Here is a 25,034-nt window from a genome sequence, read left to right on the forward strand (position 1 = left end):
GCTGGTCGCGCAGTTCCCCGCGCCCCTAAGAGGCCTGCGGCCTCCTTAGGGGCGCGATACCGCACCGGACTTCGGCAAGTCCGCTCAGGCGCGCTGGGCCTGTTGGCCGCGGCGGTTGTCCGTGTCGTACGGCTCAGTTGTCGTCCGTGCGTGGCATGCGGGTGCCGCCCAGTTCCACTGCTGTGCAGCGCCAGCGGAGGTCGTGGCCCTTCTCCAGGCGGAAGGCCATCGCGCGGAGCTGGTCGCCCGCGCCGATACGGGCGAAAGCCTCGATGGCGCCCGGGCGGGGGACCTCGTAGCCGACGTCGCGGACGACCGGGCGGGTGCCGCGGGTGCGGAGGGGGCCGCGTTCGGCGAGCCAGGCCAGTTCGTCGTACGCGCGGCCTGCCGTGTGCCGGAGCATGCTGTGAACGGGACGCTGCCCGCTCAGCACCGCGAGCAGGAGGTCGGCGAAGAGGTCGGTGGGACGAGGCTGCGGCGGCGTCCTGAGCGGGCTTCGAGCGGGCGCCCTGTGGCGAGGGCCCGCCGTCCGGGGCGGGTTGCCGCCGGGCATGGTCCGGGAGGTGCTCGCAGTGCTTCCGCCGGGCCCCGTGCCGGTGGCGCTGTCCCTGTTCTCACCGTTCTCACCCCGCGGCGAGCTGCCCGGTGTCTCCCTGCCCGGGGTCGTGCGTGGGGTGGTTCCGGCGGGGCGGCGGGTGTCGTGGCGGCCGGGTGGGCGGGTGCCCGGGTTGCGCTTCGTCCTGGTCATCACCTTGTTCATGGCGCTGTCCCCGCTCACTGGGCCCGAGTCGATACCGGGCGGTAACTTTGCTGTTGGGGATCTTGTACGGGGCCGGAGCGGGCGACTGCAAGGACGTCGGCTGCGCGCCGTGGGGGCCGGAATCTTCACCTATCAGGGTGACGAAGGCCTGCAAGATCCATGGCAGGGCTGGGGTGTACCGGGTGAGATCCCGGCCTTGTGGTTGACGTTGTGCGAGGGGGTTGCCCGGACTCGAAAGGGGACCTCCCGCACGTATCCTGAAGGTCCTTCCGGAGGTGCGGAACAGCCCTCCTCGGAGCGCTCCGACTACGAAAGCGGCCAGCCATGCGCGTCTACGTCCCCCTGACCCTCTCCGGTCTCGCCGAGGCGTACAAGACGGGCGAGCTCGGGGCCGGGCCCTTCGTCGCGTACGCCGTCACGCCCGCGTTGCGCGAGTGGTATCTGTCCGACGACATCGAGGAGTTGGAGTACGCGGCGCTGAACCGGGCCGCGCTCGCCTCGCTGCGGCTGCTCGCGCTCGACCCGGGGGCCGTGCGGCGGCGCGTGGTCGTCGCCGTCGACGTCCCGGAGGGGGCCGCGGTCGCCGATCCCGATCGTGGACTCGACCCCGGCTCGCTCGGAGAGGTGCGGGTCGAGGGGCCCGTGCCGCTGACCAAGGCCGCGGCCGTGCACGTCGACTCGGGCGAGGCCGAGACGGATGTCACGGCGGCGGCGGACGCGCTGGGCGCGGCGGACACGGGCGACGACGACGCGCAGTTCGTCGTGGACGGGGCCGAGGACCACGAGCTGCTGTGGTTCGCCACGCAGGAGATCCCGAACCTGGTGGGACTCGGGGACTGACCCGAACCTGGTGGGACTCGGGGCCGAGGGGACTGAGCCGCGGCCGCCGGTGAAGAAATGCCGTCGGCGTTGTCAGTGCGGGCGGGTACGTTCTTTGGCATGGGGAAGCACAGAGCAGCGCACATCGTGTGGGACTGGAACGGGACCCTGTTCCACGACAACGCGGCCATCATCGGGGCGACGAACGCGGCGTTCGCCGAGCTGGGGCTGGAGCCGATCACGCTGGAGCGGTACCGGGAGCTGTACTGCGTGCCGGTGCCGCGGTTCTACGAGCGGCTGATGGGCCGGCTGCCCACGGACGCGGAGTGGGCGGTCATGGACGAGACCTTCCACCGGTACTACACGGAGCACCGGATCGGCTGCGGGCTCACCGACGGAGTTCCGGGGCTGCTCGCCGAGTGGGCTTCGGCCGGAGGCAGCCAGTCACTGCTGAGTATGTACGGTCATGACGAACTCGTCCCGCTGGTACGGGACTTCGGGATCGAGCCGCACTTCATACGGGTCGACGGGCGGACCGGGCCGTCCGGCGGCAGCAAGGCCGAGCACATGGTGCGGCATGTGGGAGCGCTGACCGGCGTGGAGCCCACTCGTACGGTCGTGATCGGCGACGCGGCGGACGACGCGATCGCGGCCCTGCACGTGGGGGCGCGGGCCGTGCTCTACACCGGGGGCTCGCACAGCCGGGCCAGCCTCGAAGCGGTAGGGGTCCCTGTCGTGGACAGCCTGGAGGAAGCGGTCGTGGAGGCGGAGCGGTTGGCGGCTTGAAGGGGCGTACGAGGGTGATGGACCCGTGACGTACGCCCCGTCGAAGTCAGGTCAGCCGAAGCCGAGGTCAGGTCACCGGAGCCTTCGCCCGTAGCACCGTGAGGAACTCCCGCATCCAGCCGGAGTGGTCCGGCCAGACGCGCGACGAGACGAGGGTGCCGTCGACCACGACCTCGGCGTCCTGGAAGCTGGCGCCCGCGGCCTGCATGTCCAGCTCCAGCGCCGGGTACGCCGTGACGCGGCGCCCCCGCAGGCCGTCGATCGCCGCGGTCAGCAGGGGGCCGTGGCAGATCTGGGCGACGGGTTTGTCCGTGTCGAAGAAGGACTTCAGGATCTTGCGGAGTTCGGGGTCGTTGCGGAGGTACTCGGGCGCCCGGCCGCCGGGGATCACCAGGGCCGCGTACTGGCCGGGGTCGACCTCCGAGAAGGCCAGGTCGGCGGGCCAGGTGTAGCCGGGCTTCTCCGTGTACGTGTCGAAACCTGGCTCGAAGTCGTGGACGACGAAGCGGAGTTGCTTGCGGGCAGGGGCGGCGATGTGGACTTCGTAGCCCTCTTCGCGCAGGCGCTGGTAGGGGTACAGAACTTCCAGTGACTCCGCGGCGTCTCCGGTGACGATCAGGATCTTCGCACTCATGTCGCTCCGCTCCCTTTGCCGGGATCTGTCCCGCCCAACCTGCCTCCACGCCGGGGCTTTGCCAAGAGGGCTGCGCGCTGGGGTTTGCGTTGAGCTGAGGGACTCGGGTGCTCGGCTGCGGATGTATTGGCGGGTGGGTTCTCTCCCTCCCCACCCTCAAGCCGCATCCCGTCCGGCGCCACCCAGCCGCTCGTAAGCCCCCGCGCACTGTGCAGACTGTCAAAATCCCACCCCCTCTTTTGTACACATGCGGCTCATGACGGAGCCCCCGTGCGGGGCGATAGCCTTGTCACGTGATCAGCGCGATATGTCGCGGGAGCGTCTGTCTTCCCGCTTTGCGCCCGGACCGCACGGACGACATCCGTGGCCGGGCGGTCGCTGGTCTTCGCGGGCGGTACGGGTCACCGAGAGCAGTCTCACAGTCTCCGGCGGTGCCGAACATGGCCGATAACGCCCCGCCCCTCTCACATCGCGGCATAGCGTCGAAGCAGACCGGACACCCCGCGTCGCGGCGCTACGTCACTTCACGTTTTTCGGCGTCACGCAACGGCGCGCGACAGGAGCCAGAGGACAATGCAGACCAAGCTGGACGAAGCCAAGGCCGAGCTGCTCGAACGGGCCGCCCGGGTAGCTGAGAACAGCCCGGCCGGGGTGCATCTACCGACCGGGACGAAGGACGAGGGCACCTCCGACACCCCGGACCACGCCACCGTGCTCACGTTCCTCCAGCGCTACTACCTGCACACCGCCCCGGAGGACCTCACCGACCGTGACCCGGTCGATGTCTTCGGAGCCGCCTTCTCCCACTACCGACTGGCCGAGAACCGCCCCCAGGGCACGGCCAATGTGCGGGTCCACACCCCGACCGTCGAGGAGAACGGCTGGACCTGCAGCCACTCCGTCGTCGAGGTGGTCACCGACGACATGCCCTTCCTCGTCGACTCCGTGACCAACGAGCTGTCACGGCAGGGTCGCGGCATCCATGTCGTCATCCACCCCCAGTTCGTCGTGCGGCGCGATGTCACCGGCAAGCTCATCGAGGTGCAGCCCACCCGGCCCGCCGCCGAGGACCTGCCGCACGACGCCCACATCGAGTCCTGGATCCACGTCGAGATCGACCGCGAGACCGACCGCGCCGACCTGAAGCAGATCACCGCCGACCTGCTGCGCGTGCTGTCCGACACCCGCGAGGCCGTCGAGGACTGGGAGAAGATGCGGGACGCCGCGCTGCGCATCGCCGACGACCTGCCGGCCGAGCCCACCGCCGACGATCTGCGCGACGAGGACGTCGAGGAGGCCCGCGAGCTGCTGCGCTGGCTGGCCGCCGACCACTTCACCTTCCTCGGCTACCGCGAGTACGAACTGACGGAGGACGACTCCCTCGCCGCCGTACCCGGCACCGGCCTCGGCATTCTGCGCGCCGACCCGCACCACAGCGGCGACGACGCCCACGGCCACTCGCACTCCTTCAGCCGGCTCCCCGCCGACGCGCGCGCCAAGGCCCGCGAGCACAAGCTCCTCATCCTCACCAAGGCCAACAGCCGCTCCACCGTGCACCGGCCGTCCTACCTCGACTACATCGGCGTGAAGAGGTTCGACGGGAACGGGAACGTCATCGGTGAGCGGCGCTTCCTCGGGCTCTTCTCCTCCGCCGCGTACACCGAGTCCGTACGCCGTGTGCCGGTCATCCGCCGCAAGGTCCAGGAGGTCCTCAAGGGTGCGGGCTTCTCGCCCAACAGCCACGACGGGCGCGATCTGCTGCAGATCCTGGAGACGTACCCCCGTGACGAGCTGTTCCAGACCCCGGTCGACGAGCTGCGCTCCATCGTCACCTCCGTCCTCTACCTGCAGGAGCGCCGCCGGCTCCGCCTCTACCTGCGCCAGGACGAGTACGGCCGCTACTACTCGGCCCTCGTCTACCTGCCGCGCGACCGCTACACCACCGCCGTACGCCTGCGGATCATCGACCTCCTGAAGGAGGAACTCGGCGGCACCAGCGTCGACTTCACCGCCTGGAACACCGAGTCGATCCTGTCCCGGCTGCACTTCGTGGTCCGCGTCCCGCAGGGCACCGAGCTGCCGGAGCTGTCCGACGCCGACAAGGAGCGCATCGAGGCCCGGCTCGTCGAGGCCGCCCGCTCCTGGGACGATGGTTTCGCCGAGGCGCTGAACGCCGAGTGCGGCGAGGAGCGCGCGGCCGAACTGCTGCGCCGGTACGGGAACGCCATCCCCGAGGGCTACAAGGCCGACCACAACCCGCGTGCGGCGGTCGCCGACCTGGTGAACCTGGAGCAGCTCGGCGACGGCAAGGACTTCGCGCTCAGCCTGTACGAGCCGGTGGGCGCCGCGCCCGGCGAGCGTCGCTTCAAGATCTACCGCACCGGAGCGCCGGTCTCCCTCTCCGCCGTCCTGCCGGTCCTCACCCGGCTCGGCGTCGAGGTCACCGACGAGCGCCCGTACGAGCTGCGCTGCTCGGACCGCACTTCCGCCTGGATCTACGACTTCGGCCTGCGCGTGCCCCCCACCAAGGGCAGCGGCGACTATCTCGCCGACGACGCCCGCGAGCGCTTCCAGGACGCCTTCTCGGCGACCTGGACGGGGCAGGCGGAGAACGACGGCTTCAACTCGCTCGTCCTGAGCGCCGGGCTGAGCTGGCGGCAGGCCATGGTGCTGCGCGCGTACGCGAAGTACCTGCGCCAGGCCGGCTCCACCTTCAGCCAGGACTACATGGAGGACACCCTCCGCAACAACGTCCACACCACCCGGCTGCTCGTCTCCCTCTTCGAGGCGCGGATGTCCCCGGACCGCCAGCGGGCGGGTACGGAACTGACCGACGCCCTCCTCGAGGAGCTGGACGCCGCCCTCGACCAGGTCGCCTCCCTCGACGAGGACCGGATCCTGCGGTCGTTCCTGACCGTCATCAAGGCGACCCTGCGCACCAACTTCTTCCAGGAGGCGGCGGGCGCCAAGCCGCACGAGTACGTCTCCATGAAGTTCGACCCGACGGCCATCCCCGACCTTCCGGCGCCGCGTCCGGCGTACGAGATCTGGGTGTACTCACCTCGTGTCGAGGGCGTGCACCTGCGGTTCGGGAAGGTCGCGCGCGGCGGTCTGCGCTGGTCCGACCGCCGTGAGGACTTCCGCACGGAGATCCTCGGCCTGGTCAAGGCGCAGATGGTCAAGAACACCGTCATCGTGCCGGTCGGCGCGAAGGGCGGCTTCGTCGCCAAGCAGCTGCCGGACCCGTCCGTGGACCGCGACGCCTGGCTGGCCGAAGGCATCCGCAGCTACAAGACCTTCATCTCGGCGCTGCTCGACATCACCGACAACATGGTGGCCGGTGAGGTCGTACCGCCCGCCGACGTCGTACGGCACGACGAGGACGACACCTACCTCGTCGTCGCCGCCGACAAGGGCACCGCGACCTTCTCGGACATCGCCAACGAAGTCGCGCAGAGCTACAACTTCTGGCTCGGCGACGCCTTCGCCTCGGGCGGCAGCGCCGGCTACGACCACAAGAAGATGGGCATCACCGCCCGCGGCGCCTGGGAGTCCGTGAAGCGGCACTTCCGGGAGCTGGGCGTGAACACCCAGACCGACGAGTTCACCGTCGTCGGCGTCGGCGACATGTCCGGCGACGTGTTCGGCAACGGCATGCTGCTGTCCGAGCACATCCGCCTGGTCGCCGCCTTCGACCACCGGCACATCGTCATCGACCCGAACCCGGACGCGGCCACCTCGTACGCCGAGCGCCGCCGCCTCTTCGAGCTGCCGCGCAGCTCCTGGGCCGACTACAACAAGGAGCTGCTGTCGCAGGGCGGCGGCATCTTCCCGCGTACCGCCAAGGCCATCCCGCTCAACAGCCACATCCGCAGGGCTCTCGGCATCGAGGGCGGCGTCGCCAAGATGACCCCGGCCGATCTGATGCGGGCCATCCTCAAGGCACCGGTCGACCTGCTGTGGAACGGCGGCATCGGTACGTACGTGAAGGCGTCGACCGAGACGCACGCGGACGTCGGCGACAAGGCCAACGACGCGATCCGCGTGGACGGCGCCGACCTCAGGGTCAAGGTCGTCGGCGAGGGCGGCAACCTGGGCCTGACCCAGCTCGGCCGGATCGAGTTCGCGCAGCATGGCGGCAAGGTCAACACCGACGCCATCGACAACAGCGCGGGCGTGGACACCTCCGACCACGAGGTGAACATCAAGATCCTGCTCAACACGGTCGTCGCGGACGGCGACATGACCGTCAAGCAGCGCAACAAGCTGCTCGCCGAGATGACCGACGAGGTCGGCGGGCTGGTCCTGCGCAACAACTACGCGCAGAACGTCGCGCTCTCCAACGCACAGGCCCAGTCCCCGGACATGCTCCACGCCCAGCACCGCTACCTGCGCCACCTGGTGCGCGCCGGGCACCTCGACCGGGCCCTGGAGTTCATGCCCACCGAGCGACAGATCCGCGAGCGCCTCAACACCGGGCACGGCCTGACCCAGCCGGAGACGGCCGTCCTCCTCGCGTACACGAAGATCACGGTCGCCGACGAGCTGCTGCGCACCTCGCTGCCCGACGACCCGTACCTGCAGAATCTGCTGCACGCGTACTTCCCGACCGCGCTGCGCGAGCAGTTCATCGGGCAGATCGACAACCACCCGCTGCGCCGTGAGATCACCACGACGGTGCTGGTCAACGACACGGTCAACACGGGCGGTACGAGCTTCCTGCACCGACTGCGCGAGGAGACCGGAGCCTCCCTCGAGGAGATCGTCCGGGCGCAGACCGCGGCCCGCGCGATCTTCGGGCTGAGCGAGGTGTGGGACGAGGTCGAGGCGCTCGACAACAGGGTCGAGGCGGCCGTCCAGACCCGTATCCGACTGCACTCCCGCCGTCTCGTCGAGCGCGGCACCCGCTGGCTGCTCAACAACCGGCCGCAGCCGCTCGAGCTCGCCGAGACGATCGACTTCTTCAGCGAGGGGGTCGCACGGGTCTGGGCCGAGCTGCCCAACATGCTGCGCGGCGCGGACCTGGAGTGGTACCAGCGGATCTACGACGAGCTGTCGGAGGCCGGTGTCCCGGACGAGCTCGCCCAGCGCGTCGCAGGGTTCTCCGCGGCCTTCCCGGCGCTCGACGTCGTCGCGGTCGCCGACCGCACCGGCAAGGACCCGATGGCCGTCGCCGAGGTGTACTACGACCTCGCCGACCGCCTCCGCATCACCCAGCTGATGGACCGCATCATCGAGCTCCCGCGCGCGGACCGCTGGCAGTCCATGGCCCGCGCCTCCATCCGCGAGGACCTGTACGCGGCCCACGCGGCGCTCACCTCCGACGTCCTCGCCTGCGGAAACGGCGCGGCCACGCCGGAGCAGCGCTTCAAGGCCTGGGAGCAGAAGAACGCGGCGATCCTGAGCCGGGCCCGTACGACCCTGGAGGAGATCCAGGGCTCCGAGGCCTTCGACCTGGCGAACCTGTCGGTGGCGATGCGGACGATGCGGACGTTGTTGCGTACGCATTCGTAGGCGGTAGGTACGTCGGTACGCGCGTCGGTACGTACGGCGGTATGTGCGCGGACGGGGGCGACCGGGACATTTAGGATTCATGGGATGAACGTGGATCCGTCCCGGCCGCCCGACGCCACCGCTGCCGTGCCCGACGTCACCGTCGTCGTCATCGTCTACAACGACGAGTCCCGCCTGCCGACGGCCGTCCAGTCCGTGCTGGCGCAGACGCTGCGCGGCGTCGAGGTCGTGATCGTGGACGACCGCAGCACGGACGGCTCGTACGAGGTGGCCCGGCGGCTCGCCGCCGAGCACCCCGAGCGCGTACGCGCCTACCGGCTCCCGGAGAACAGCGGTGGCTGCGGCGCGCCGCGCAACCACGGCATCGAGCAGGCACGCGGTACGTACGTCGTCTTCCTCGACAGCGACGACGTACTGGAGCGCAACGCCTGCCGGAACCTCCTGGAAGCGGCCGAGACCACCGGCGCCGACCTCGTCTCCGGGCTGTGCGTCCGCGTACACGTGGACTCGCGCAGCCGCAAGGAGGTCAAGTGGTACCCCTGGCTGTACGAGCGCACCCGCACCCTCGAGTCGATCGCCGAGCTGCCCGACCTGCTGGTCTTCGACACCCTGTCGACGAACAAGTGCTACCGCAGACAGTTCCTGCTGGACCGGGACCTGCGCTTCCCCGTCGGCATCCACTACGAGGACCTGCTCTTCTCGGCGCAGGCGTACGCCGCCGCCCGCCGCATCACCCTGATCCCGAACCGCGTGTACGACTGGAACGTCGTCGAGAAGGCCGCCACGAAGTCGATCAGCAACCGGCGTGACGAGATCGCCAACTTCGCGCAACGGATGGAGATCCACCGCCGGGTCGACCAACTGCTCGCGGAACAGGGCCTGTTGGAGCTGAAGTTCCACAAGGACGTCAAGTTCCTCAAGCATGATCTGGTGCTGCACCTGCGCGACCTGCCGTTCCGGGACGCCGCCTACCGCCACGAGTTTGCCGCGCTCACCCGCGACTACCTCGACTCGATCGACCACGCCGCGTTCGACGAGGTGGAACCCATCCACGCCATCTGCGCCCATCTGCTGCGGGGGAGCGACTGGGACCACCTCCTCCCGGCCGTGGACACGCTCACCAACCGCGACAAGATCTCCTCGCCGCTCCTCGAACGCGACGGGCGGATCTACTGGTGCGACGCCGGTCATCTCGACGGAGACGGCGACGGCTTCGGGCGGCAGGTCATGGACGTCACCGAACTCGGCTACCACACCAAGCCCGTCGAGAAGATGTTCCTGCGCAACGCCCTGACCGGCTACGCGGAAGCGGCCGGCACGGTCCGGCTGGCCGGGCGCATCACCAACCCCCTCGGCGTCGTCCCGCCCGGCGCGCTGCTCAGCGGCGAGCTGGAGTTCTACGCCCGCCGCAAGAGCCTGCGCCTCCAGACCTTCCGCTTCCCGGTGGCCACCCTGCGGCACGAGGGCGAGACCATCGCCTGGGAGGCCTCGGCGGACCTCGCGCGCGGGCTGCGTCCGCTGGGCATCGTGGACGCCGTATGGGACGTACGCCTCCATCTCGACGTCGACGGAACCCGCACCACGACCCGCCTCACCGCCTCCGAACCCGGCCTGGCCACCGGGCAGTTGCCCGTCAGGCCCCGGCTCACCCGCCTGGCCGCCCACCACATCGAACCCGAGATCTCCGCACGCGGCCATCTCTGCTTCCGGCTCGTGTCCCACGAGCAGGTGGACGCCTTCGTCGCGCGCGGCGTACAGGGGCCGCCGGGCCGGCTCGCCAAGTCCGGGTACCGGAAGGCGAAGGCGGTGCGCAAGAAGCTGACCTCCGGCGACACCAAGATCCGGCTGTACCACGAGGTGTTCAGCCGGCTGCCCGTGAAGAAACGCCTGGTCGTCTTCGAGAGCCACCTGGGCCGGCAGTACAGCGACAGTCCGCGGGCGATCTACGAGGAAATGCGGCGCCAGGGCCTGGAGTTCGAGGCGGTGTGGTCGTACAGCGGCAGTCCGGTGGGCTTTCCGTCCGATGCCACTCTCGTACGCCGCTGGTCACTGCCCTATCTCCAGGCGCTGGCCCGGGCCGAGTTCTGGATCGACAACCAGAGCTATCCGCTGAAGCTCACCAAGCGGCCCCGGACCACGTACATCCAGACCTGGCACGGCTCGGCGCTCAAGCGGATGGGCTTCGACGAACCCGAGTGGAAGCTCAAGTCCCGTCGCCGGCAAGAGGAGCAGCAGCGCACGCTGGATCGTTTCGACCGCTTCCTGATCCGCTCCGAGCACGACGTCCGCACGCTCGCCCGCGCCTTCCGCCTCAAGGAGAAGACGCTGCTGCGGGTGGGTTATCCACGCAACGACGCGCTCGTACGGGCCCGCCAGTCCACCGAACGACCGCCGCTGGCCGCAGAGTTGGGCATCCCGGAGGACAGGAGGGTCCTGTTGTACGCGCCCACCTTCCGCGGACGTGGGCAGCGCCGCTTCGAGCTGCCCTTCGACGTGGAGCGCTTCGCGGACACCTTCGGCGACCGCTACGTCCTCCTCGTCCGCTCGCACTACCTCGACCACGTGGTGCTCCCGCCGTCCGTACGGGGCCGCGTCATCGACGTATCGACGCATCACGACGTGACACCGCTCCTGGCGCTCGCCGACGGCCTGATCACCGACTACTCGTCCGTGATGTTCGACTACGCCCTCCTCGACCGGCCGATGTTCTTCTTCGCGTACGACTACGAGGAGTACGTGTACGAGGGCCGCGGGACCTACTTCGACCTGCTGGAACGGGCGCCCGGACCCGTCGTGCGCACCGAGGACGAACTGCACGCCGTCCTCGGCTCGTTGGAGAAGCAGGTGGTCAAGTACGCGGCGGCGCGGGAGCGGTTCGTCGCGGACTTCGGCGAGTACGACAAGGGGGACGCGGCGCGGAGCGTCGTCGAGCAGTTCTTCTCCCAGTGGAGGCGCGCGTGAGCGGGTATCCGGAGCGGGACGTCTTCTTCGTCTCCAACAGCGTCAACGAGCTGGGCGGAGTGACGAGTTGGTCGCACCAGATGGCCCGGCTGTTCACCGGGCGCGGGCATCGCGTGCACGTCGTCGGCATCGCTCCGGCCGAGGTCGAGCAGGAGCTGGGCGAACTTCCGTATCGGACCAAGACGTTGCACTCCGGACGGCCGCCCCGCCCCGGCCGTGCCCGCCGGGCGAGCATGCGCGAGCAGGCCGCCAGGCTGACGGCGCTGTTCCGGGCGGCTCGGCCCGGCGCGGTCGTGATCGTCACGCAGGTGTGGGCCATGGAGTGGGTGGAACTGGCCGACACACGCAGCCTGACCGTCATCGGCATGAGCCACGAGTCGTACGCGTACTCCAAGGCGGCCGGACGCTTCCGGCGCGTGCTCAAGCACTACCGCGACGTCGACCGCCTGCTGACCCTGACCCGCGAGGACGCCGACCTGTGGATCGGCGAGGGCCTCAACAACGCCTCGTACATGCCGAATCCACTGCCCTTCATGCCCGACGTCCCCTCGCCGCGCACCGCGAACGTGGTCGTCAGCATGGGCCGCCTGCACGACCAGAAGGGCATCGACATGCTCCTCGACACCTGGTCCGAGGTCGCCCCGCACCACCCTGGCTGGACCCTGCGGATCTACGGTTCCGGGGAGGACGAGGAGCTCCTGAAAAAGCAGTGCACGGCACTGGGGCTCGACAACTCCGTGGAGTGGATGGGGAGTACGGGCGCTGTGGCGAGCGCGTTGCGCGGCGGCTCGGTCTTCGTCCAGTCGTCGCGGGGGGAGGGTTTCCCGCTCGCCCTGATGGAGGCGATGGCTACGGGCCTGCCGTGCGTCGCGTTCGACTGCGCGCCCGGAGTACGCGAGATCGTCCGGGACGGGGAGGACGGTTTGCTCGCAGCGCTCGGCAACACGGGCGAACTGGCCCGCAGGCTGGGCACGTTGATGTCGGACAAGGAGCTGCGGGACCGGATGGGGGCTGCGGCGAGGGCGAACATCCAGCGATACGGGACGGATGAGGTCGTACGGCGCTGGGAGGAGCTGTTTGCTTTCCTGGAGCGCTGAGGAGGTCCGTCCGTCAGCGCCTTCCGCCGGTGAACTCCTCGTATGCCGCGAGGACTTCGCCGGTCGGCCCGTCCATCCGGAGCTCCCCCCGCTCGAGCCACAGCACCCGGTCGCACGTATCCCGGATGGACTTGTTGTTGTGGCTGACCAGGAACACCGTGCCGGCGTGCTTGCGCAGCTCACGGATCCGAGTCTCGGAGCGTTTCTGGAAGGAGCGGTCTCCGGTGGCCAGCGCCTCATCGATCATCAGTACGTCGTGGTCCTTGGCGGCGGCGATGGAGAACCGAAGCCGCGCCGCCATTCCGGAGGAGTACGTCCGCATGGGCAGTGTGATGAAGTCGCCCTTTTCGTTGATGCCGGAGAACTCGACGATCTCCTGGTACCGCTCGCGGACCTGCTCGCGGGACATGCCCATGGCGAGCCCGCCGAGGTGGACGTTGCGCTCACCGGTCAGGTCGTTCATCAGGGCCGCGTTCACACCGAGGAGGGAGGGCTGGCCGTGCGTGAAGATACGGCCGCTCTCCACGGGCAGCAGCCCCGCGACCGCCTTGAGCAGGGTCGACTTGCCGGACCCGTTCGTGCCGATCAGGCCGATGGCCTCGCCCTTGTACGCGGTGAAGGACACGCTCTTCACGGCGTGCACCTTGCGTACGCCCGCCGCCTGCTCGGCCTTTCTGCCGCGCACGATGCGGTTGAGCGCGGCGGTCGCGGAGCCGCGGCCGGCGCCGGTGCCGTTGACCCGGTAGACGATGTCGACGCGGTCGGCGATGACGGTGGGGATCTTCTCGTTGTGCTCAGCGTGCTCAGTGTGCTTTGGGTTCTCTGCTTGCTCAGCCACGTCCGTACGTCTCCTCGGCCTTCCAGAAGTAGATGAAGCCGCCGACGCCCGCGAGCAGCGCCCAGCCGATCGCGAGCGGCCACGCGTGGTGCGGCAACTGGCTCGCGTGGAAGCTGTCGATCAGCGCGAACCGCATGAGGTCGATGTAGACCGTGGCCGGATTGCACTCCAGCGCGAGCAGTACGACGTGCGGCATGTCCTGGTGGGCGCTGAGCACCCTGTCGATGCTCCACATGACACCCGAGACGTACATCCAGGTCCGCAGCACGAACGGCATCAGTTGCGCGATGTCCGGTGTCTTCGCCCCCAACCGCGCCATGATCATCGCCACGCCCGCGTTGAACACGAACTGAAGTGCCAGAGCCGGGAGCGCCAGCAGCCACGACACGCCGACCGGAACTCCGAAGCAGAGCAGGATCACGATCAGCGCCGCCATCGAGAACAGCAGCTGCTGTAGCTGTTGCAGCGCGTACGACACCGGCAGCGCGGCTCGCGGGAAGTGCAGCGCCCTGACCAGGCCGAGGCTGCCGGAGATCGCCCGCGTGCCCGCCATGATCGAACTCTGCGTGAACGTCCACACGAACACGCCCGTGACCAGGAACGGGACGTAGTCCGGCACGCCATGCTTGGTGCCCATCAGGACGCCGAAGATGAAGTAGTAGACCGCCGCGTTCAGCAACGGCGTCGCCACCTGCCAGACCTGCCCGAGCTTCGCCTGGCTGTACTGCGCGGTGAGCCTGGCCGTCGCGAACGCCGTGATGAAGTGCCGCCGCGCCCACAGCTCGCGGACGTACGCGGGCAGCGAGGGGCGGGCGCCGCTGACCGTCAGGCCGTAGCGGGCGGCGAGTGCCGCGGGGTCGTCGTCGGGCGGGGCGTCGGGGTGGGCCGGCGCCGGAGGCGCTGTGTCGAGGACCTGACTCACATCGGCATCCTTTGGCGTTTACGTCGGGACGGGACCGTATCGTCGCAACGTGAGCGTAGGCCGATTCGACGTCGGAACGCAACCGTTTCGTCGTAACGCCCCTATGCTGTGCGGCATGACGACGAACCCCGACGGGAAAGCCGACGAAGCCGCCCAGGGCCCTCAGCAGCCACGCCGAAGGGCTCCCGCCGGGGCGGCCGTACTCCGCGAGGATGTGACGGAAGCCATCCGGTCGGCCGTCTTCGAGGAACTCGCGGCCGTCGGCTACGCCCGGATGTCCATCGAGGGGATCGCGCGCCGCGCGGGCGTCGGCAAGACGGCGGTCTACCGCCGGTGGCGTTCCAAGCTGCACCTGGTGCTCGACCTGGTGTCGGCGATCGCCGTACAGGGACTGCCGGCCCCCGACACCGGCACCCTGGAGGGAGACCTGCGGCTGCTGTACGAGGTCACGTCCCGCGCCCTGCGCCACCCCGTCGCCTCGCAGGTCATCCCCGACCTCCAGGCGGAGGCGGCCCGCAACCCGGACATCGCCCAGGCCATGCAGAAGGCCCTGCGGGAAGGGCAGGAGGGCGTCGCGAGCGGCATCGTCGCGGCGGCCGAGCGGCGCGGCGAGGTCCGTATGGGCATAGACGACGAGATGGCCCTCGACCTGATCTCCGGACCGCTGTACTGGCGCTTGGTGGTGATCCGCGACACGAAGCTGCCGAAGGGTTACCTGGAGAAACTGGCACGGGCCACGGCGGCGGCGCTCAAGGCGTTGTAAGGGCGTTGTAAGGGGCGGGCGAAGCCGTCTCTTGCGGGCCTCTTACGGGCCCCAGGCCCGGTGAATCCAGGCCCTCGGCCCGGCGAATCCGCGTGCCGTAGGGCCGGTCGGCCCCCGCAGCGACCGGATCGTTGTCATCAGTGACTCACTTTCGGAGCCTCCGGGGGCGCATACTGGTAACACGATGACGAAGCCTTCCGCGCCCCGGCGCCATCTGCCCACCAGTCCCTTCAAAGCTCCGGTTGCCCCGGTCGCCAAGCACTTCGAGCTGGGCGACCGAGTGTCGCACGACCAGTTCGGCCTGGGCACGATCGTCGGCGTCGAGGACGGCGTCGCGATGCTCGTCGACTTCGGCGCCCGCCAGGCCCGAATCGTCAGCCCCTACACCCGCATGGACAAGCTCTGACGGATCCCGTCGGAAACGCTCGCTAACGCTCGCCGCGGACTGGGACCGCCGTCCCGCCCGCGGCGAACGTGTCTCCGCGCCCGCGGCGTGGCTACCGAGCCAGCCGCTCCGCCAGCCCCACCAGCTCCGCCGCCCGCAGCACCCGCCCGTCGAACCCCGGCAGCGGCACCTGCAACGGCTCGGTCCACCGCGACGGGATGGCGTCCGCCCCGTACACCGCCCCCGCGAGCCCACCCGTGACCGCCGCCACGGTGTCGGTGTCCCCGCCCAGGTCCACGGCGGCCCGCACGGCACCTTCGTACGAATCGGTGGTACGCAGCGCCCACACGGCGGACCCGAGGCAAGGCCACACAGCCCCGTTGAACTCGGTGGCCTGGTCGGGATGCCAGTCCGGCGCGAGGACGGCCGTGTACCGCGCCCGATGATCCGGGTGTACGAGATCCAGGGCGCCCGGCAGCGCATCGAGCGGATCGCCCCCGCTCAGAGCCACCCGGACCAGTTCGTGAAAGAGCGCCGTCCCCTCCCAGGCCGCCCGGTCGCCGTGGGTGAGCGCGGCGATGCGACGCCCGGCGTCCATCGTGGCCTCCGTACCACCGCCCGCGAAGTACACGGCGGACGTGGCCGCCCGCATTAACGCCCCGTTTCCCGCCGCCCGTTGATTGACCTGGAAGTGGAGCGCGGCGGCGAAGTCCCAGGGTTCTCCGCTGGTGAGGACGTCCTCGGTCTGCAGCCCGATGTCCTTGGGCCCGGACACCGCCCACCGCTGGAACCGCCGGAAGATGTCGGCCAGTTCGAGCCCACCGCACTCCAGCAGCGACTCCCCGACGAGTACAGCCATCTGCGTGTCGTCGGTGGCTTCACCGGGGTCCCAGCCGCCGCCTCCGCACATCTCGCCGCCGCCACCGGGCTTGGGAAACCGTGCCGAGAACGCCCCTTCGGGTCCGAATTCGAAGGGCGCGCCCAGGGCGTCCCCGACGGCGGAGCCGAGGACGGTCCCGAGGGCGCGTGATGTGCGGTCGGCCGGCGTCATCGTGAGGCGAGGCGGCCGGCCTTGAGGGTGGAGAGGAGGGCGCGCAGGGAGGCGGGGGCTGCGGTGAGGAAGGCTGTTGGGCGTTCGCTTTCGCGGAGGCGTATCGCAGTGTCGGCGGTGGCGAGTTCGACGCAGTCCTCGCTTGAACCACCACCGGAGAACGTCGACTTCTGCCACTGGATGGGGGCGGACACGTTGGGAGCCTTTCAGAGTTCCGTGGTGATGTGAGTGATGAGGTCTTGGGACTGCTTCGGCGTCAGGGCTGTGGTGACGACCTGGTCGAAGCGCCTCCGGTATTGCTGGAGCAGAGACTCGGCATCGAGGAGCCTGCCCCCATGGGCGGTGTCCAATTGCACCGTGTCGAGTTGGGGGACGGGGCCGCGCACGTAGAGCATGGAGTGTCCGGCTCCGGCGAAGTCCTCACTGTCGAAGGGGACCACGCGTACGGTCACGTGATCCAGCGCGGAGAGTTCAAGGATGCGTTCGAGCTGGGATCGTGCAGTCTTCCGGCCGCCAACTCGGATGCGAAGTGCGGCCTCATGGATCACGGCCTCGTACGGCGTCGCACGCTGACCGGTGATGATCTGCTGTCGACGTGTGCGGAACTCGACGTGGGCGTCCTGATCCTTACGCGGCCAGTCGGGCGAGGCGAAGCGGAAGACGGCTCGCATGTGGTCCTCGGTCTGGAACAGCCCTGGGATATGAGTCACTTGGAAGGTGCGGACGCCTACGGCGTGGTGTTCGAGCTCTGCCAGGTCGAGCCCGCCGGGATGGATGACGCCCCGGAAATCCTCCCACCAGCCTTTCCCGCGCTCAGTGGCCATGACGACCAAGGCATCGATGTACGCGGCGTCGTCACAGGCGCAGTGCGCTGCCAGGCGGCGAATGCGCTCTTCGCTGATGCCGCTGCGGCCGGTTTCCACGGCGCTCTGCTGCATGGGATTCGAGCCCAGCAGCGCGGCTGCGGCGCGGGCTGTCACTCCCGCACGCTCACGCATCTTGCGTAGCTCGCCCCCCAGGCGCTCCTGTCGGGCGGTAGGGGTGCTCCTTGGCGGCATTGGTGCTCTCTCCCTGGTGGTTTGGCTGAACGAGTATGCCGCTCAAGCGCGGCACGGTCACCGAAAAGTGGGCAGTTTTCGGCGTTAGCTTGTGCCGTCACTAGGTTGCGCCCTACCTTCAGTGCTGAAGCCGACACGCTGCGTTGCGTCAGTGTTCGGCTGCTCAACTCACCTATGCCCAACGCCAGTTGGAAGCGCACCCGTGTGAAGTCGACCCCACGGGCAATGACACCAACCGGCGCCCTACCCCCTACTGCTCCCTCCTCCCCACATTTCCCCACCCCTGTAACGGAGTTGATCCTCCATGCCCGAATACACCCTCTTCTGCCCGTCCCTGGACACCACCCCTCGCGTCGCCCGCGACTTCGTCGTCTCCGTCCTGCGCTCCCAGCAACTCGACGACCTCGCCGACGACGCGGCCCTCTGCACCTCCGAACTCGTCACCAACGCCTGCGTACACGCCAAGGGGGCCGACGCTGTGTTACGGCTGACAGTCGGTGAACCGCTCGCCGCGGTCCGGGTCACCGTCTACGACGGAGATCTGCAGCCGCCCATCCTGAGAGATGGCTGCCTCGACGAGAACGGACGCGGCATGTGGCTCGTGGACGCACTCACCGAGGGGAGATGGGGCACAGAACCCGACGCCGCGCACTCCGTCGGCCCGCCCCTGGGAGGCAAGGGCGTCTGGTTCGAACTCGGTGCGCCCGGACCATCCGGGCTCGGTCGATGACGGGCCGGACGTGGTCATACGTGGATACCCTGGCACGTGACGACCACGAGCAAACTGGGCCTGACCAGCGGGCGAGAAGGGATCGAGGGATGAGCGCACAGCCGGTGCATCACGATGGGCCGATCATCCCGATGCCGCCCCTGACCAGGGACGCGTTGCGTGAGGCGGTGAAGCGGGTGAGCCTCGTGGACCTGCCGCAGTTCGACTTGGAAGCCGGGCGAGCGTTCGACCAGGCCAGCCAGACCGGGAGCACGGCCCCGCTTCAGCTCTTCCTGAAACGCTGGGGCGTCTTCGTGGCGATCGAACGGGATCCGGCACGGGCGGCTCGTCTGCACGAGGCCGAGCGGATCTCTCAGAACGAAACAGTCGACGAAGCCGCGTTCAGTGCCGCCATGGCGGAGATCAACAGGATTCTGCGCGAGGCCGAGCGGGAGATCGAGGCTTGAGCGACCAGGAGTCCCAGGACCCCGAGTGGGCCTGGGAGTACGGCGCGGACCCTGACTGGGTGGTCGGCGAATTGCCGGCCGAAGGACGCGCAGCCGCCGAGGAAGTCGCGAGAGAACTCGTCGTACTCGCCTCACTGGGTCAGGATCCGGGCGACGGAGCGAGCGTGACGAACCCGCAAGGCCTGCGCGTGATCGCCATGGGTCCGCTCATGGTGTGGTATCAGATCATCGACTACCGGAAGCGGGTGTACATCCAACGGGTGACCTGGCTTGGTTGAGTCCAGGCCGAGGTCACGCGGTTGTCGGCCCGGGTGATGCCTGTCGGTCTAGGCCGACGAACGACTGGATATGGCAGCGAGAAGTACGGTCGGTGACCGGCGAATCGGCTACTCGAGCAGTTGTCGGTGTGTCTTGCTCCAGTCGATCCTGCGGTCAAGTTCGGTCAGGAGCCCGTCGGCGGCCCAGGTGGCCTGGGGCTCGTGCCCCTGCTCGGCCAGTCGGCGCACGAGGTCGGCGTTGTCCTGCTGTCTGGCAATGACGGCGTCGACGATCCCCGCGGTCGAGTCGAGGCCGTACGCGCTGCAGAAGTGCTCCAGCCTCAGACGGCGGTCGGGCGGCGCCGAATAGTGCAGCCAGCGCAGGCACTCGGCATCGTCGCGGAACGGGGCGACGTACTCGAGCGCGTAGGCCACGTCGTGCAGGCGTGGTGCCGGGCGGGCGAAGTCCCAGTCGATGATTCCCACCGGCTGGTTACCCTGCCAGACGACGTTCCAGGGGCCGAAGTCTCCATGGCAGATAACCTCGTTGTCGGAGCTGCCTGCCTCCCTGCCGCCTGCATCCGTGGACCAGTTCGCACCCGGTGGAGGTGAAAAGCTCTCGCAGGCATCGTGGTAGTCGCGCAGGAGCCGGGCGAAGTTGCTCAGGCCCTGGTCGTCCACGACCTTGGCCCAGCCCAACGAGCCGGAGTCACCCTCGATGTAAGTCAGGACCTCACGACCCTCGTCGTCAATTCCCAGCGGTCGGGGCGCGTAGGCAAAGCCAACGTTCTCCAGGTGTCGCAGCAACGCGTGGACGGTGGGCGTCCACGGCTGGGCCGGCCTGCGGACAGTGTCACCGATCCGAACCACCCGACGGTGGGCACCGTCCTGCATCACTTCCTCGCTCGACACTCGGTTCACGCTACCCAGCCGTCCGAACACGCGTCACCTCGATTACCGTCAGCGGCGATGGCGACCCAGTACCTCCCACCGGACAGCCGCTGGAGGCTCCCCGCTCGTCACAAGTGCGGGAGAAACTCCGCCTTCGCGCGGCGGCGAACCGATGTTGAGAGACTCCAGCCATGGGATCTTGGGGAACGTTGGTGTCGGTGTCCCGGATCTCTGTGAGGCGAGCGCGGGCGCGAACGAAGACCGAGTCCAACGGCGCCCGAGCGGATGAGCTTTCGTCGAGCGCGTCCGGAACGACTGTGTTCTGGTGCCACTGCAGCCGCAGACCGACCAACTGCCGTATCGGCGCCTGCTTTCCGGCTCCTCCGAACCCGGATCCTCATCCAGGCATGACCTTCACCCGACTCCGGTCGCAGCCTCTGAATGGTCATCCGGCGCTCGGGGTGAGCCCGGCTGGTCGGCTGATCCCGCGTCCGTGAACCGGTCGGCCGTGGCTGGGCCGGCCGCGTCAGGTGGCGCCGAGTCCGGTGATCAGGGACTGGGCCACCATGTCGGCTCCCTGGGCGGGGGACAGCTCCGGCATCTCGTGTGCGGCAATGTTGGTGAGGTGGACGAGTAGGGAGCGGGCCCAGCGGTCAGGAAGACCGGGCCGGATGACACCCTCGCGGACCGAGCGGTCCATGAAGGCGTCGAGTTGCTCGAGCAGTCGCTGGAGGCGGGCGGCCATCGCTTCGTCGTGCACCTGTTGGACGTCCACGGGCCACCGCCTGCTGACGGTGATGATGCCCTCCGCGTACCGGTGCAGTGCCACCGCCACGGAGGCCTCGGTCAGCCGTGCCTGGGCGACGACCTTCTCGCAGGCGTCGAGTTTGGCCGCGTAGACGGCGGTCATCAGTGCCTCGCGGGTCTTGAAGCGGCGGTAGACGGTACGTCGGTCGAGGCCCGCCGCCGCTGCGATCGCCGCGATGCTCGTGCTCGGGTCGTGTGCCAGCAGACGTGCTCCGGTCTGCAGGACCGCGTCCAGGTTGCGTGCCGCGTCAGCTCTCATCGTGACCGAAGCATACGCAAGAGTGAGGCCGATCACCCAGTTGATGGCACATGGGTATTGCAAATCACCAGTCAAATGTCACATAGTTGTGGCTCTTCGTCGGTTCAGCGTGCCTGTCGTCAGGTCATCTCACCCCAGGAGTCATACGTGAGCCCGGTCCACATGTCCGAGAAGTTAAAGGAAGTCCTCGACTCCAGGGTCTTCGTCACCGTGGCGACCCTGCAGCCCGACGGCAGTCCGCACCAGTCCGTGGTCTGGGTAGGCAGGCAGGGAGACAACCTGCTCTTCGTGACCGGCGTGGACAAGGTCAAAGTGCGCAATCTGCGGCGCGACCCTCGGCTCAGCGTGACAGTCAACCCGCCGGACGATCCCTACGGATACGCGGTGATCAGCGGCACCGCCCGATTCGAAAGCGTGGGCGCCCGCGAACGCATGGACGAACTGGCGGTCAAGTACACCGGCAAGACCTACGCCGAACACAACCCGCAGTCGTACGCCACGCTCCCGGAACTGGTCACCATCCACATCACCCCGGAAAAGATCGCGGCCCGGTTCCTGTGAGTCGCCGCAACGACGAAGGAGCAGGGCGATGAAGACCCACGTCATCACCGGCGGCACGGACGGAATCGGCAAGGCCGTCGCCCGCCACTACCTGGACAGAGGACACGAGGTAGTGGTCGTCGGACGCAACGCGGAGAAGGGCAAGGCATGGCTGGACGCCGCGCGGCAACGAGGTGCGGCCGAGCGAGCACACTTCGTAAATGCCGACCTCAGCCTGATAGCCGAGACCAGAGCAGCGGCTGACAGCGTCCGGTCGTCTTTTGCGAGGGTTGACACCCTGGTGCTGTGCGCCCGGCATTTCCGGACCACCCGCCAGGTCACGGCCGAAGGCTTCGAGAACACCTTCGCGCACTTCTACCTGAGCCGCTTCGTGCTGAGCCATGGGCTGGTGGACCTGCTCGAAGCCGCCGACACCCCAGTTATCCTCAACGTCGCGGGCCCCGGCGGCCAGGCTCAAATCCATTGGGAAGACCTGCAACTCGCCCGGGAGTACGACGGGCAACGGGCGCTCATGCAAGGCGGTCGGCTCAATGACCTGCTCGGCGTCGACTTCGCGGACCGTCGACCGGACACCAACGTGCGGTATGTGTTGCTCGACCCAGGAACGGTCAACACCAGCTTCTCGGGGCAGTACGCCTCGGACATCATGGCGCACATCGAGGTCATCCGCCGGTCCGCCCAGTCGGTCGAGGAGGCCATAACGCCGATCCTCCAAGTGCTGGACGATCCGCCCACCGCACCGCTCAGCGCCTTCGTGCAGGGCGAGCCGCTCAGCCCACACGGGCCCGGGTTCACCGTCGAGGAAGCACGGCGGCTGCACCAGCACACCCAGAAGTTGTTGGCTGCTTCAGCAGCAAGGACGGCGAGAGACTGAGACAGCAGACCTCAGCTCCTCCACACTTGCTGATCCTCCGGCCAGCCTTCCGAGTGCCACTCTCGTCCACTGGGCGAAGCGAAGTTACCTGTCGATTCACGGGACTGCGGACAGAGCCGTTTCCAAGAATCCGCATCACTGGTTCGAACTCGGTGCGCCTGGCCCATCCGGCTGGGGTGAGAAGGAGTCGAGGGATGAGTACACACTTGAAGGAGGATGACGGAGGGCCGACGATGAGCAACCCCAAAGCGGGCGTCTACGAGACGCCTGATGACCTTCTCGCCGAATTCTTCGACGACCTCGCCGACCGCGAGGAGGTCAAGCGGGAAGCCGAGTGCTTGGCTGCAGCAGAACGCAGCGCTGGCAGCCCTCGGCGGGCGGTTCACCCGGTCGGGGACGGGCTTTCGTCGTAGGCGGGGATCTGGGACTGGATGTTGAAGGTGATCGAGCCCGCGTTCTTGAACCGCGTGGTGAATTTCATGAAGTCGCCGCTCCTGATGATCTGGCGCACGTCTCGCAGCATCAGATGGGTCTTGCCCGGCTCCAGCTCCACGAGCTGGTTCGCCGGCAGGTCCACCCTGTCGGGCAGTGGCTTGCCGTCGGAGTCGACGATGTCCACCGAGGCCGCGTTCGGTGTGCTGGCGCCCACGAGCTTGTCGGCCTCGTCGGCCTTGTTGTAGAGCCACACGTAGGCAGGGACGTCGTCTCCCGGCTGCCACGGCTCGCCGCGCGGTTCCGCCACGTGCGCGTACCGGATCATGATGTCGCCGATGCGGGCGTTCTGGCCCGGCGCGTCCCAGTCCGCCAGGGAGAAGTCGTCGTCCCCGCCGCATCCGCTTGCGGTCACGGTGAGGGCAAGGGCGACCGCCGCGAGGGTGCACCGGCCGCGGAGTGTGAAGAGGGCCGCCATGGTTGCTCCCCTCACGCCGGCCCACCGGTTGCACCCCCCTGAGTACCCCCATGTTCTAGGGCAAACAGTGCGAGGCTGATCCTTTGCGCGCTCAGTCCCGCCGTGCCCCCGGGTACAGCCGTACCCAGCCCTCCCGAGCCGACGTGATCATGCCGGTGGCGTCGTACCTCGCCTTCCAGCCCAGCTCGTCGGCAATGCGGGCAGCCGAGGCCGCGACGTGGGGTGAGTCCCACGGCGTGAGCATTTCTTCCGGTTCCGTTCAAGCGCCGCTCGTTTGAGCGACTAAAGGGCATTCTGGCCCTGTGTGTTCACGCTTTTCCCGATAGGGGTCATGGGGCTGCGATGCGCGTACGTCATGGGGGGCGCGTCCGCGTGGGATTGTCCCGACGATCGCAGCGGCGGGCGGACCCGCTCCGACAAGGCCACTTTTGCTGGTGCCGGCGGCAGTCCGCCCTCCGCGACGTCCCTCTACCGCGGTCGCATCAGGTCGAGGTCCTCGCCCCATGAATCCAGCACCGCCCCGTGTCCGGCCCGCCGTGCCGCCGCCTCGACACGGGCGAAGAGGTGTCGTTGTAGGGGCACGTCGCCTGTTCCTGAGATGTGGGCTGCGGCATCGAGCAGCATGTCGGTGTCCCAGCCGGGCAGCGGGTATCGGGCGAGTTCCCACTCCAGGTACTTGTTGTACGGGCGGGGGCGACGGTCGAGAGCGAAGAGCAGCTCCAGCAGGAAGCGAATGCTGTCGGCGGCGTCCAGGCGGGCGGCGAGTGAATGGCCGTCGCGGTCGTTCTTGACGGAGCGGTAGAGGGAGTTGGCGTAGGCGTCGAGCCACTCACGGGAGTCCCGGAACGCTTCATCGGCGTCGAGACGTGCCTTGTCGGCCAGGATCTGGGCGATGCCTCCGTCGAGCCGGTCGAGTACCACCCGAGCGCGGGCGAGGGCGTAGCGTTCGAAGCCGGGCATTCCGGCCGTGCGGAACCCAGCGAGGGAGACGATGACGAGGTCGAGCTCGGGGGTGCGGTGGCCCGTGAACCGGGTGAGATCCGTTGCCGCGTCATCGGCGAGGATGACATACAGGTCGTGGTCGGAGTGCTTGGTGGTCAGGCCCTCGTGGGCCTGGGAACCCTTGAGGGCGAGGCCGACGACGGCGGAATCGGCGAGGGCGAGTTCGACGAACGCGTCGTAGGCGAGGGGCTGCTGAGCAGTCACTGTGTGATCTCCGGTGGGATGGTGACGGGTATGCCTGCCGGGGCGGCCCCGCTGTCGGGGCGCCCCGCACCGTCCGCGGCGACACTTGGCCGCCGCCCGGAAGATCAACGCACGTGTGGACCCTATAGCCAGGCCGACACGGAGGTGCAGAGAGGTTGCGGTGACGGCGAGTTCGACGCAGTCCTCGTCGTCTCCTCCTCCCGAGAAGGAGGACTTCTGCCAGTGGAGGGGGAGTGTCTGATCAACGGCGGATCTGACGATCAAGGAGCAGGAGAAACGAGAGCGGGTGCGTCTGGAGGCGGCCAGGCGATTCGCTCGCGGTGAGAAGACCGAGGCCGTCGCGAGAGATCTTCGGGTCACGCCGCGGTAGCCGGAGCCCGGCTTCGCACAGCCGTGGACAACCGCGGTAACCGGTCTCCTGCTCGAAAGAGCGGCATGGCGCCGAGGTCGGCCGGTCGCGGACGGCCGTGGCGTGCGGTGTTCCCCAGGGAGAGGTATCACTGAT

General features: G+C 68.5%; 25 protein-coding genes and 2 pseudogenes. 14 read left to right on the top strand and 13 right to left on the bottom strand.

The window, feature by feature from the left end:
* Positions 1-133: 133 nt before the first annotated feature.
* Positions 134-760: an Rv3235 family protein gene (locus IEZ21_RS41915; RefSeq protein WP_189327068.1), complete on the bottom strand. Its 627-nt coding sequence runs from the start codon at positions 758-760 to the stop codon at positions 134-136.
* A 324-nt stretch (positions 761-1,084) separates the two neighbouring features.
* Here IEZ21_RS41915 and IEZ21_RS41920 point away from each other — a divergent pair, with 324 nt between their 5' ends.
* Together IEZ21_RS41920 and IEZ21_RS41925 are read left to right on the top strand one after the other, a co-directional pair.
* The gene (locus tag IEZ21_RS41920) at positions 1,085-1,600 is read left to right on the top strand and encodes a DUF6912 family protein (RefSeq protein ID WP_189327069.1); all 516 of its coding nucleotides are present in this window, start codon (positions 1,085-1,087) and stop codon (positions 1,598-1,600) included.
* A 99-nt stretch (positions 1,601-1,699) separates the two neighbouring features.
* Positions 1,700-2,365 carry an HAD family hydrolase gene (locus IEZ21_RS41925; protein ID WP_189327070.1) on the top strand — a complete coding sequence of 222 codons (666 nt, stop codon included), beginning with the start codon at positions 1,700-1,702 and terminating at the stop codon, positions 2,363-2,365.
* 67 nt (positions 2,366-2,432) lie between these two features.
* Here the strand turns inward: IEZ21_RS41925 and IEZ21_RS41930 are convergent, their stop codons facing one another.
* On the bottom strand, positions 2,433-2,999 hold the full coding sequence (locus tag IEZ21_RS41930) for a DJ-1/PfpI family protein (protein ID WP_189327071.1): 567 nt from the start codon (positions 2,997-2,999) through the stop codon (positions 2,433-2,435).
* A gap of 573 nt (positions 3,000-3,572) precedes the next feature.
* Here IEZ21_RS41930 and IEZ21_RS41935 point away from each other — a divergent pair.
* From IEZ21_RS41935 to IEZ21_RS48175, 3 genes are all read left to right on the top strand, one after another.
* Positions 3,573-8,513 carry an NAD-glutamate dehydrogenase gene (locus IEZ21_RS41935; RefSeq protein ID WP_189327072.1) on the top strand — a complete coding sequence of 1,647 codons (4,941 nt, stop codon included), beginning with the start codon at positions 3,573-3,575 and terminating at the stop codon, positions 8,511-8,513.
* Between the two features lie 84 nt (positions 8,514-8,597).
* A complete protein-coding gene (locus tag IEZ21_RS48170; protein WP_246568749.1) occupies positions 8,598-11,474 on the top strand; it encodes a bifunctional glycosyltransferase/CDP-glycerol:glycerophosphate glycerophosphotransferase in 2,877 nt (958 codons plus the stop codon).
* On the top strand, positions 11,471-12,571 hold the full coding sequence (locus tag IEZ21_RS48175) for a glycosyltransferase family 4 protein (protein WP_246568751.1): 1,101 nt from the start codon (positions 11,471-11,473) through the stop codon (positions 12,569-12,571). The genes IEZ21_RS48170 and IEZ21_RS48175 overlap by 4 nt, the downstream gene beginning before the upstream one ends.
* 13 nt (positions 12,572-12,584) lie before the next feature.
* Here the strand turns inward: IEZ21_RS48175 and IEZ21_RS41945 are convergent, their stop codons facing one another.
* Together IEZ21_RS41945 and IEZ21_RS41950 are read right to left on the bottom strand one after the other, a co-directional pair.
* On the bottom strand, positions 12,585-13,409 hold the full coding sequence (locus IEZ21_RS41945; protein ID WP_189327073.1) for an ABC transporter ATP-binding protein: 825 nt from the start codon (positions 13,407-13,409) through the stop codon (positions 12,585-12,587).
* Positions 13,402-14,331: an ABC transporter permease gene (locus IEZ21_RS41950; protein WP_189327074.1), complete on the bottom strand. Its 930-nt coding sequence runs from the start codon at positions 14,329-14,331 to the stop codon at positions 13,402-13,404. The genes IEZ21_RS41945 and IEZ21_RS41950 overlap by 8 nt, the downstream gene beginning before the upstream one ends.
* A gap of 115 nt (positions 14,332-14,446) precedes the next feature.
* On the opposite strand from IEZ21_RS41950, the gene IEZ21_RS41955 reads away from it, so the two are divergent.
* Both IEZ21_RS41955 and IEZ21_RS41960 read left to right on the top strand, forming a co-directional pair.
* Positions 14,447-15,094: a TetR/AcrR family transcriptional regulator gene (locus IEZ21_RS41955; protein WP_246568753.1), complete on the top strand. Its 648-nt coding sequence runs from the start codon at positions 14,447-14,449 to the stop codon at positions 15,092-15,094.
* A 184-nt stretch (positions 15,095-15,278) separates the two neighbouring features.
* Positions 15,279-15,500, top strand: coding sequence for a hypothetical protein (locus IEZ21_RS41960; RefSeq protein ID WP_033326538.1), 222 nt, complete (start codon positions 15,279-15,281; stop codon positions 15,498-15,500).
* Positions 15,501-15,591: 91 nt separating this feature from the next.
* On the opposite strand, the gene IEZ21_RS41965 is transcribed toward IEZ21_RS41960, so the two are convergent.
* The 3 genes from IEZ21_RS41965 to IEZ21_RS41975 are packed head-to-tail and all read right to left on the bottom strand — an operon-like array spanning position 15,592 to position 17,588.
* The gene (locus IEZ21_RS41965; RefSeq protein WP_189327075.1) at positions 15,592-16,530 is read right to left on the bottom strand and encodes an ADP-ribosylglycohydrolase family protein; all 939 of its coding nucleotides are present in this window, start codon (positions 16,528-16,530) and stop codon (positions 15,592-15,594) included.
* Positions 16,527-16,724 carry a DUF397 domain-containing protein gene (locus tag IEZ21_RS41970; RefSeq protein WP_189327076.1) on the bottom strand — a complete coding sequence of 66 codons (198 nt, stop codon included), beginning with the start codon at positions 16,722-16,724 and terminating at the stop codon, positions 16,527-16,529. Before IEZ21_RS41970 ends, IEZ21_RS41965 begins: the two co-directional genes overlap by 4 nt.
* A gap of 12 nt (positions 16,725-16,736) precedes the next feature.
* Positions 16,737-17,588: a DUF5753 domain-containing protein gene (locus tag IEZ21_RS41975; protein ID WP_189327077.1), complete on the bottom strand. Its 852-nt coding sequence runs from the start codon at positions 17,586-17,588 to the stop codon at positions 16,737-16,739.
* Between the two features lie 304 nt (positions 17,589-17,892).
* Between IEZ21_RS41975 and IEZ21_RS41980 the strand changes: the two genes are divergently transcribed.
* From IEZ21_RS41980 to IEZ21_RS41990, 3 genes are all read left to right on the top strand, one after another.
* On the top strand, positions 17,893-18,318 hold the full coding sequence (locus IEZ21_RS41980) for an ATP-binding protein (protein ID WP_189327078.1): 426 nt from the start codon (positions 17,893-17,895) through the stop codon (positions 18,316-18,318).
* Between the two features lie 89 nt (positions 18,319-18,407).
* Entirely contained in the window at positions 18,408-18,764 is a 357-nt protein-coding gene (locus IEZ21_RS41985) for a hypothetical protein (protein ID WP_189327079.1), read from the top strand.
* Positions 18,761-19,042, top strand: a complete 282-nt coding sequence (locus IEZ21_RS41990; RefSeq protein WP_189327080.1) for a hypothetical protein — start codon at positions 18,761-18,763, stop codon at positions 19,040-19,042. Before IEZ21_RS41985 ends, IEZ21_RS41990 begins: the two co-directional genes overlap by 4 nt.
* Positions 19,043-19,150: 108 nt before the next feature.
* Here IEZ21_RS41990 and IEZ21_RS41995 read toward each other — a convergent pair whose 3' ends face one another.
* Both IEZ21_RS41995 and IEZ21_RS42000 read right to left on the bottom strand, forming a co-directional pair.
* Entirely contained in the window at positions 19,151-19,963 is an 813-nt protein-coding gene (locus IEZ21_RS41995; RefSeq protein WP_246568755.1) for an aminoglycoside phosphotransferase family protein, read from the bottom strand.
* Between the two features lie 475 nt (positions 19,964-20,438).
* Positions 20,439-20,978 carry a TetR/AcrR family transcriptional regulator gene (locus tag IEZ21_RS42000; RefSeq protein ID WP_189327081.1) on the bottom strand — a complete coding sequence of 180 codons (540 nt, stop codon included), beginning with the start codon at positions 20,976-20,978 and terminating at the stop codon, positions 20,439-20,441.
* A gap of 162 nt (positions 20,979-21,140) precedes the next feature.
* Between IEZ21_RS42000 and IEZ21_RS42005 the strand changes: the two genes are divergently transcribed.
* From IEZ21_RS42005 to IEZ21_RS42015, 3 genes are all read left to right on the top strand, one after another.
* Entirely contained in the window at positions 21,141-21,539 is a 399-nt protein-coding gene (locus IEZ21_RS42005) for a PPOX class F420-dependent oxidoreductase (RefSeq protein WP_189327082.1), read from the top strand.
* 28 nt (positions 21,540-21,567) lie between these two features.
* A complete protein-coding gene (locus IEZ21_RS42010; protein WP_189327083.1) occupies positions 21,568-22,413 on the top strand; it encodes an SDR family NAD(P)-dependent oxidoreductase in 846 nt (281 codons plus the stop codon).
* A 194-nt stretch (positions 22,414-22,607) separates the two neighbouring features.
* Positions 22,608-22,826 carry a hypothetical protein gene (locus IEZ21_RS42015; RefSeq protein ID WP_189327084.1) on the top strand — a complete coding sequence of 73 codons (219 nt, stop codon included), beginning with the start codon at positions 22,608-22,610 and terminating at the stop codon, positions 22,824-22,826.
* Here the strand turns inward: IEZ21_RS42015 and IEZ21_RS42020 are convergent.
* The 4 genes and pseudogenes from IEZ21_RS42020 to IEZ21_RS49170 all read right to left on the bottom strand — a co-directional run.
* Positions 22,796-23,323 carry a copper chaperone PCu(A)C gene (locus IEZ21_RS42020; RefSeq protein ID WP_189327085.1) on the bottom strand — a complete coding sequence of 176 codons (528 nt, stop codon included), beginning with the start codon at positions 23,321-23,323 and terminating at the stop codon, positions 22,796-22,798. The two genes, IEZ21_RS42015 and IEZ21_RS42020, sit on opposite strands and share 31 nt — an antisense overlap.
* Before the next feature lie 91 nt (positions 23,324-23,414).
* The gene (locus tag IEZ21_RS42025; RefSeq protein WP_373302366.1) at positions 23,415-23,567 is read right to left on the bottom strand and encodes a hypothetical protein; all 153 of its coding nucleotides are present in this window, start codon (positions 23,565-23,567) and stop codon (positions 23,415-23,417) included.
* A gap of 224 nt (positions 23,568-23,791) precedes the next feature.
* Positions 23,792-24,529 carry a hypothetical protein gene (locus IEZ21_RS42030; RefSeq protein WP_189327101.1) on the bottom strand — a complete coding sequence of 246 codons (738 nt, stop codon included), beginning with the start codon at positions 24,527-24,529 and terminating at the stop codon, positions 23,792-23,794.
* 150 nt (positions 24,530-24,679) lie between these two features.
* Positions 24,680-24,793 (bottom strand): annotated as a pseudogene (locus IEZ21_RS49170) (DUF397 domain-containing protein); the annotation flags it as partial.
* Here IEZ21_RS49170 and IEZ21_RS49175 point away from each other — a divergent pair.
* A pseudogene (locus tag IEZ21_RS49175) lies at positions 24,783-24,896 on the top strand (IS630 family transposase); the annotation flags it as partial. The pseudogenes IEZ21_RS49170 and IEZ21_RS49175 sit on opposite strands and share 11 nt — an antisense overlap.
* Positions 24,897-25,034: the final 138 nt, after the last annotated feature.

It is taken from the genome of Streptomyces flaveus, from assembly GCF_014647675.1.
GTDB classification, from domain to species: Bacteria; Actinomycetota; Actinomycetes; order Streptomycetales; family Streptomycetaceae; genus Streptomyces; species Streptomyces flaveus.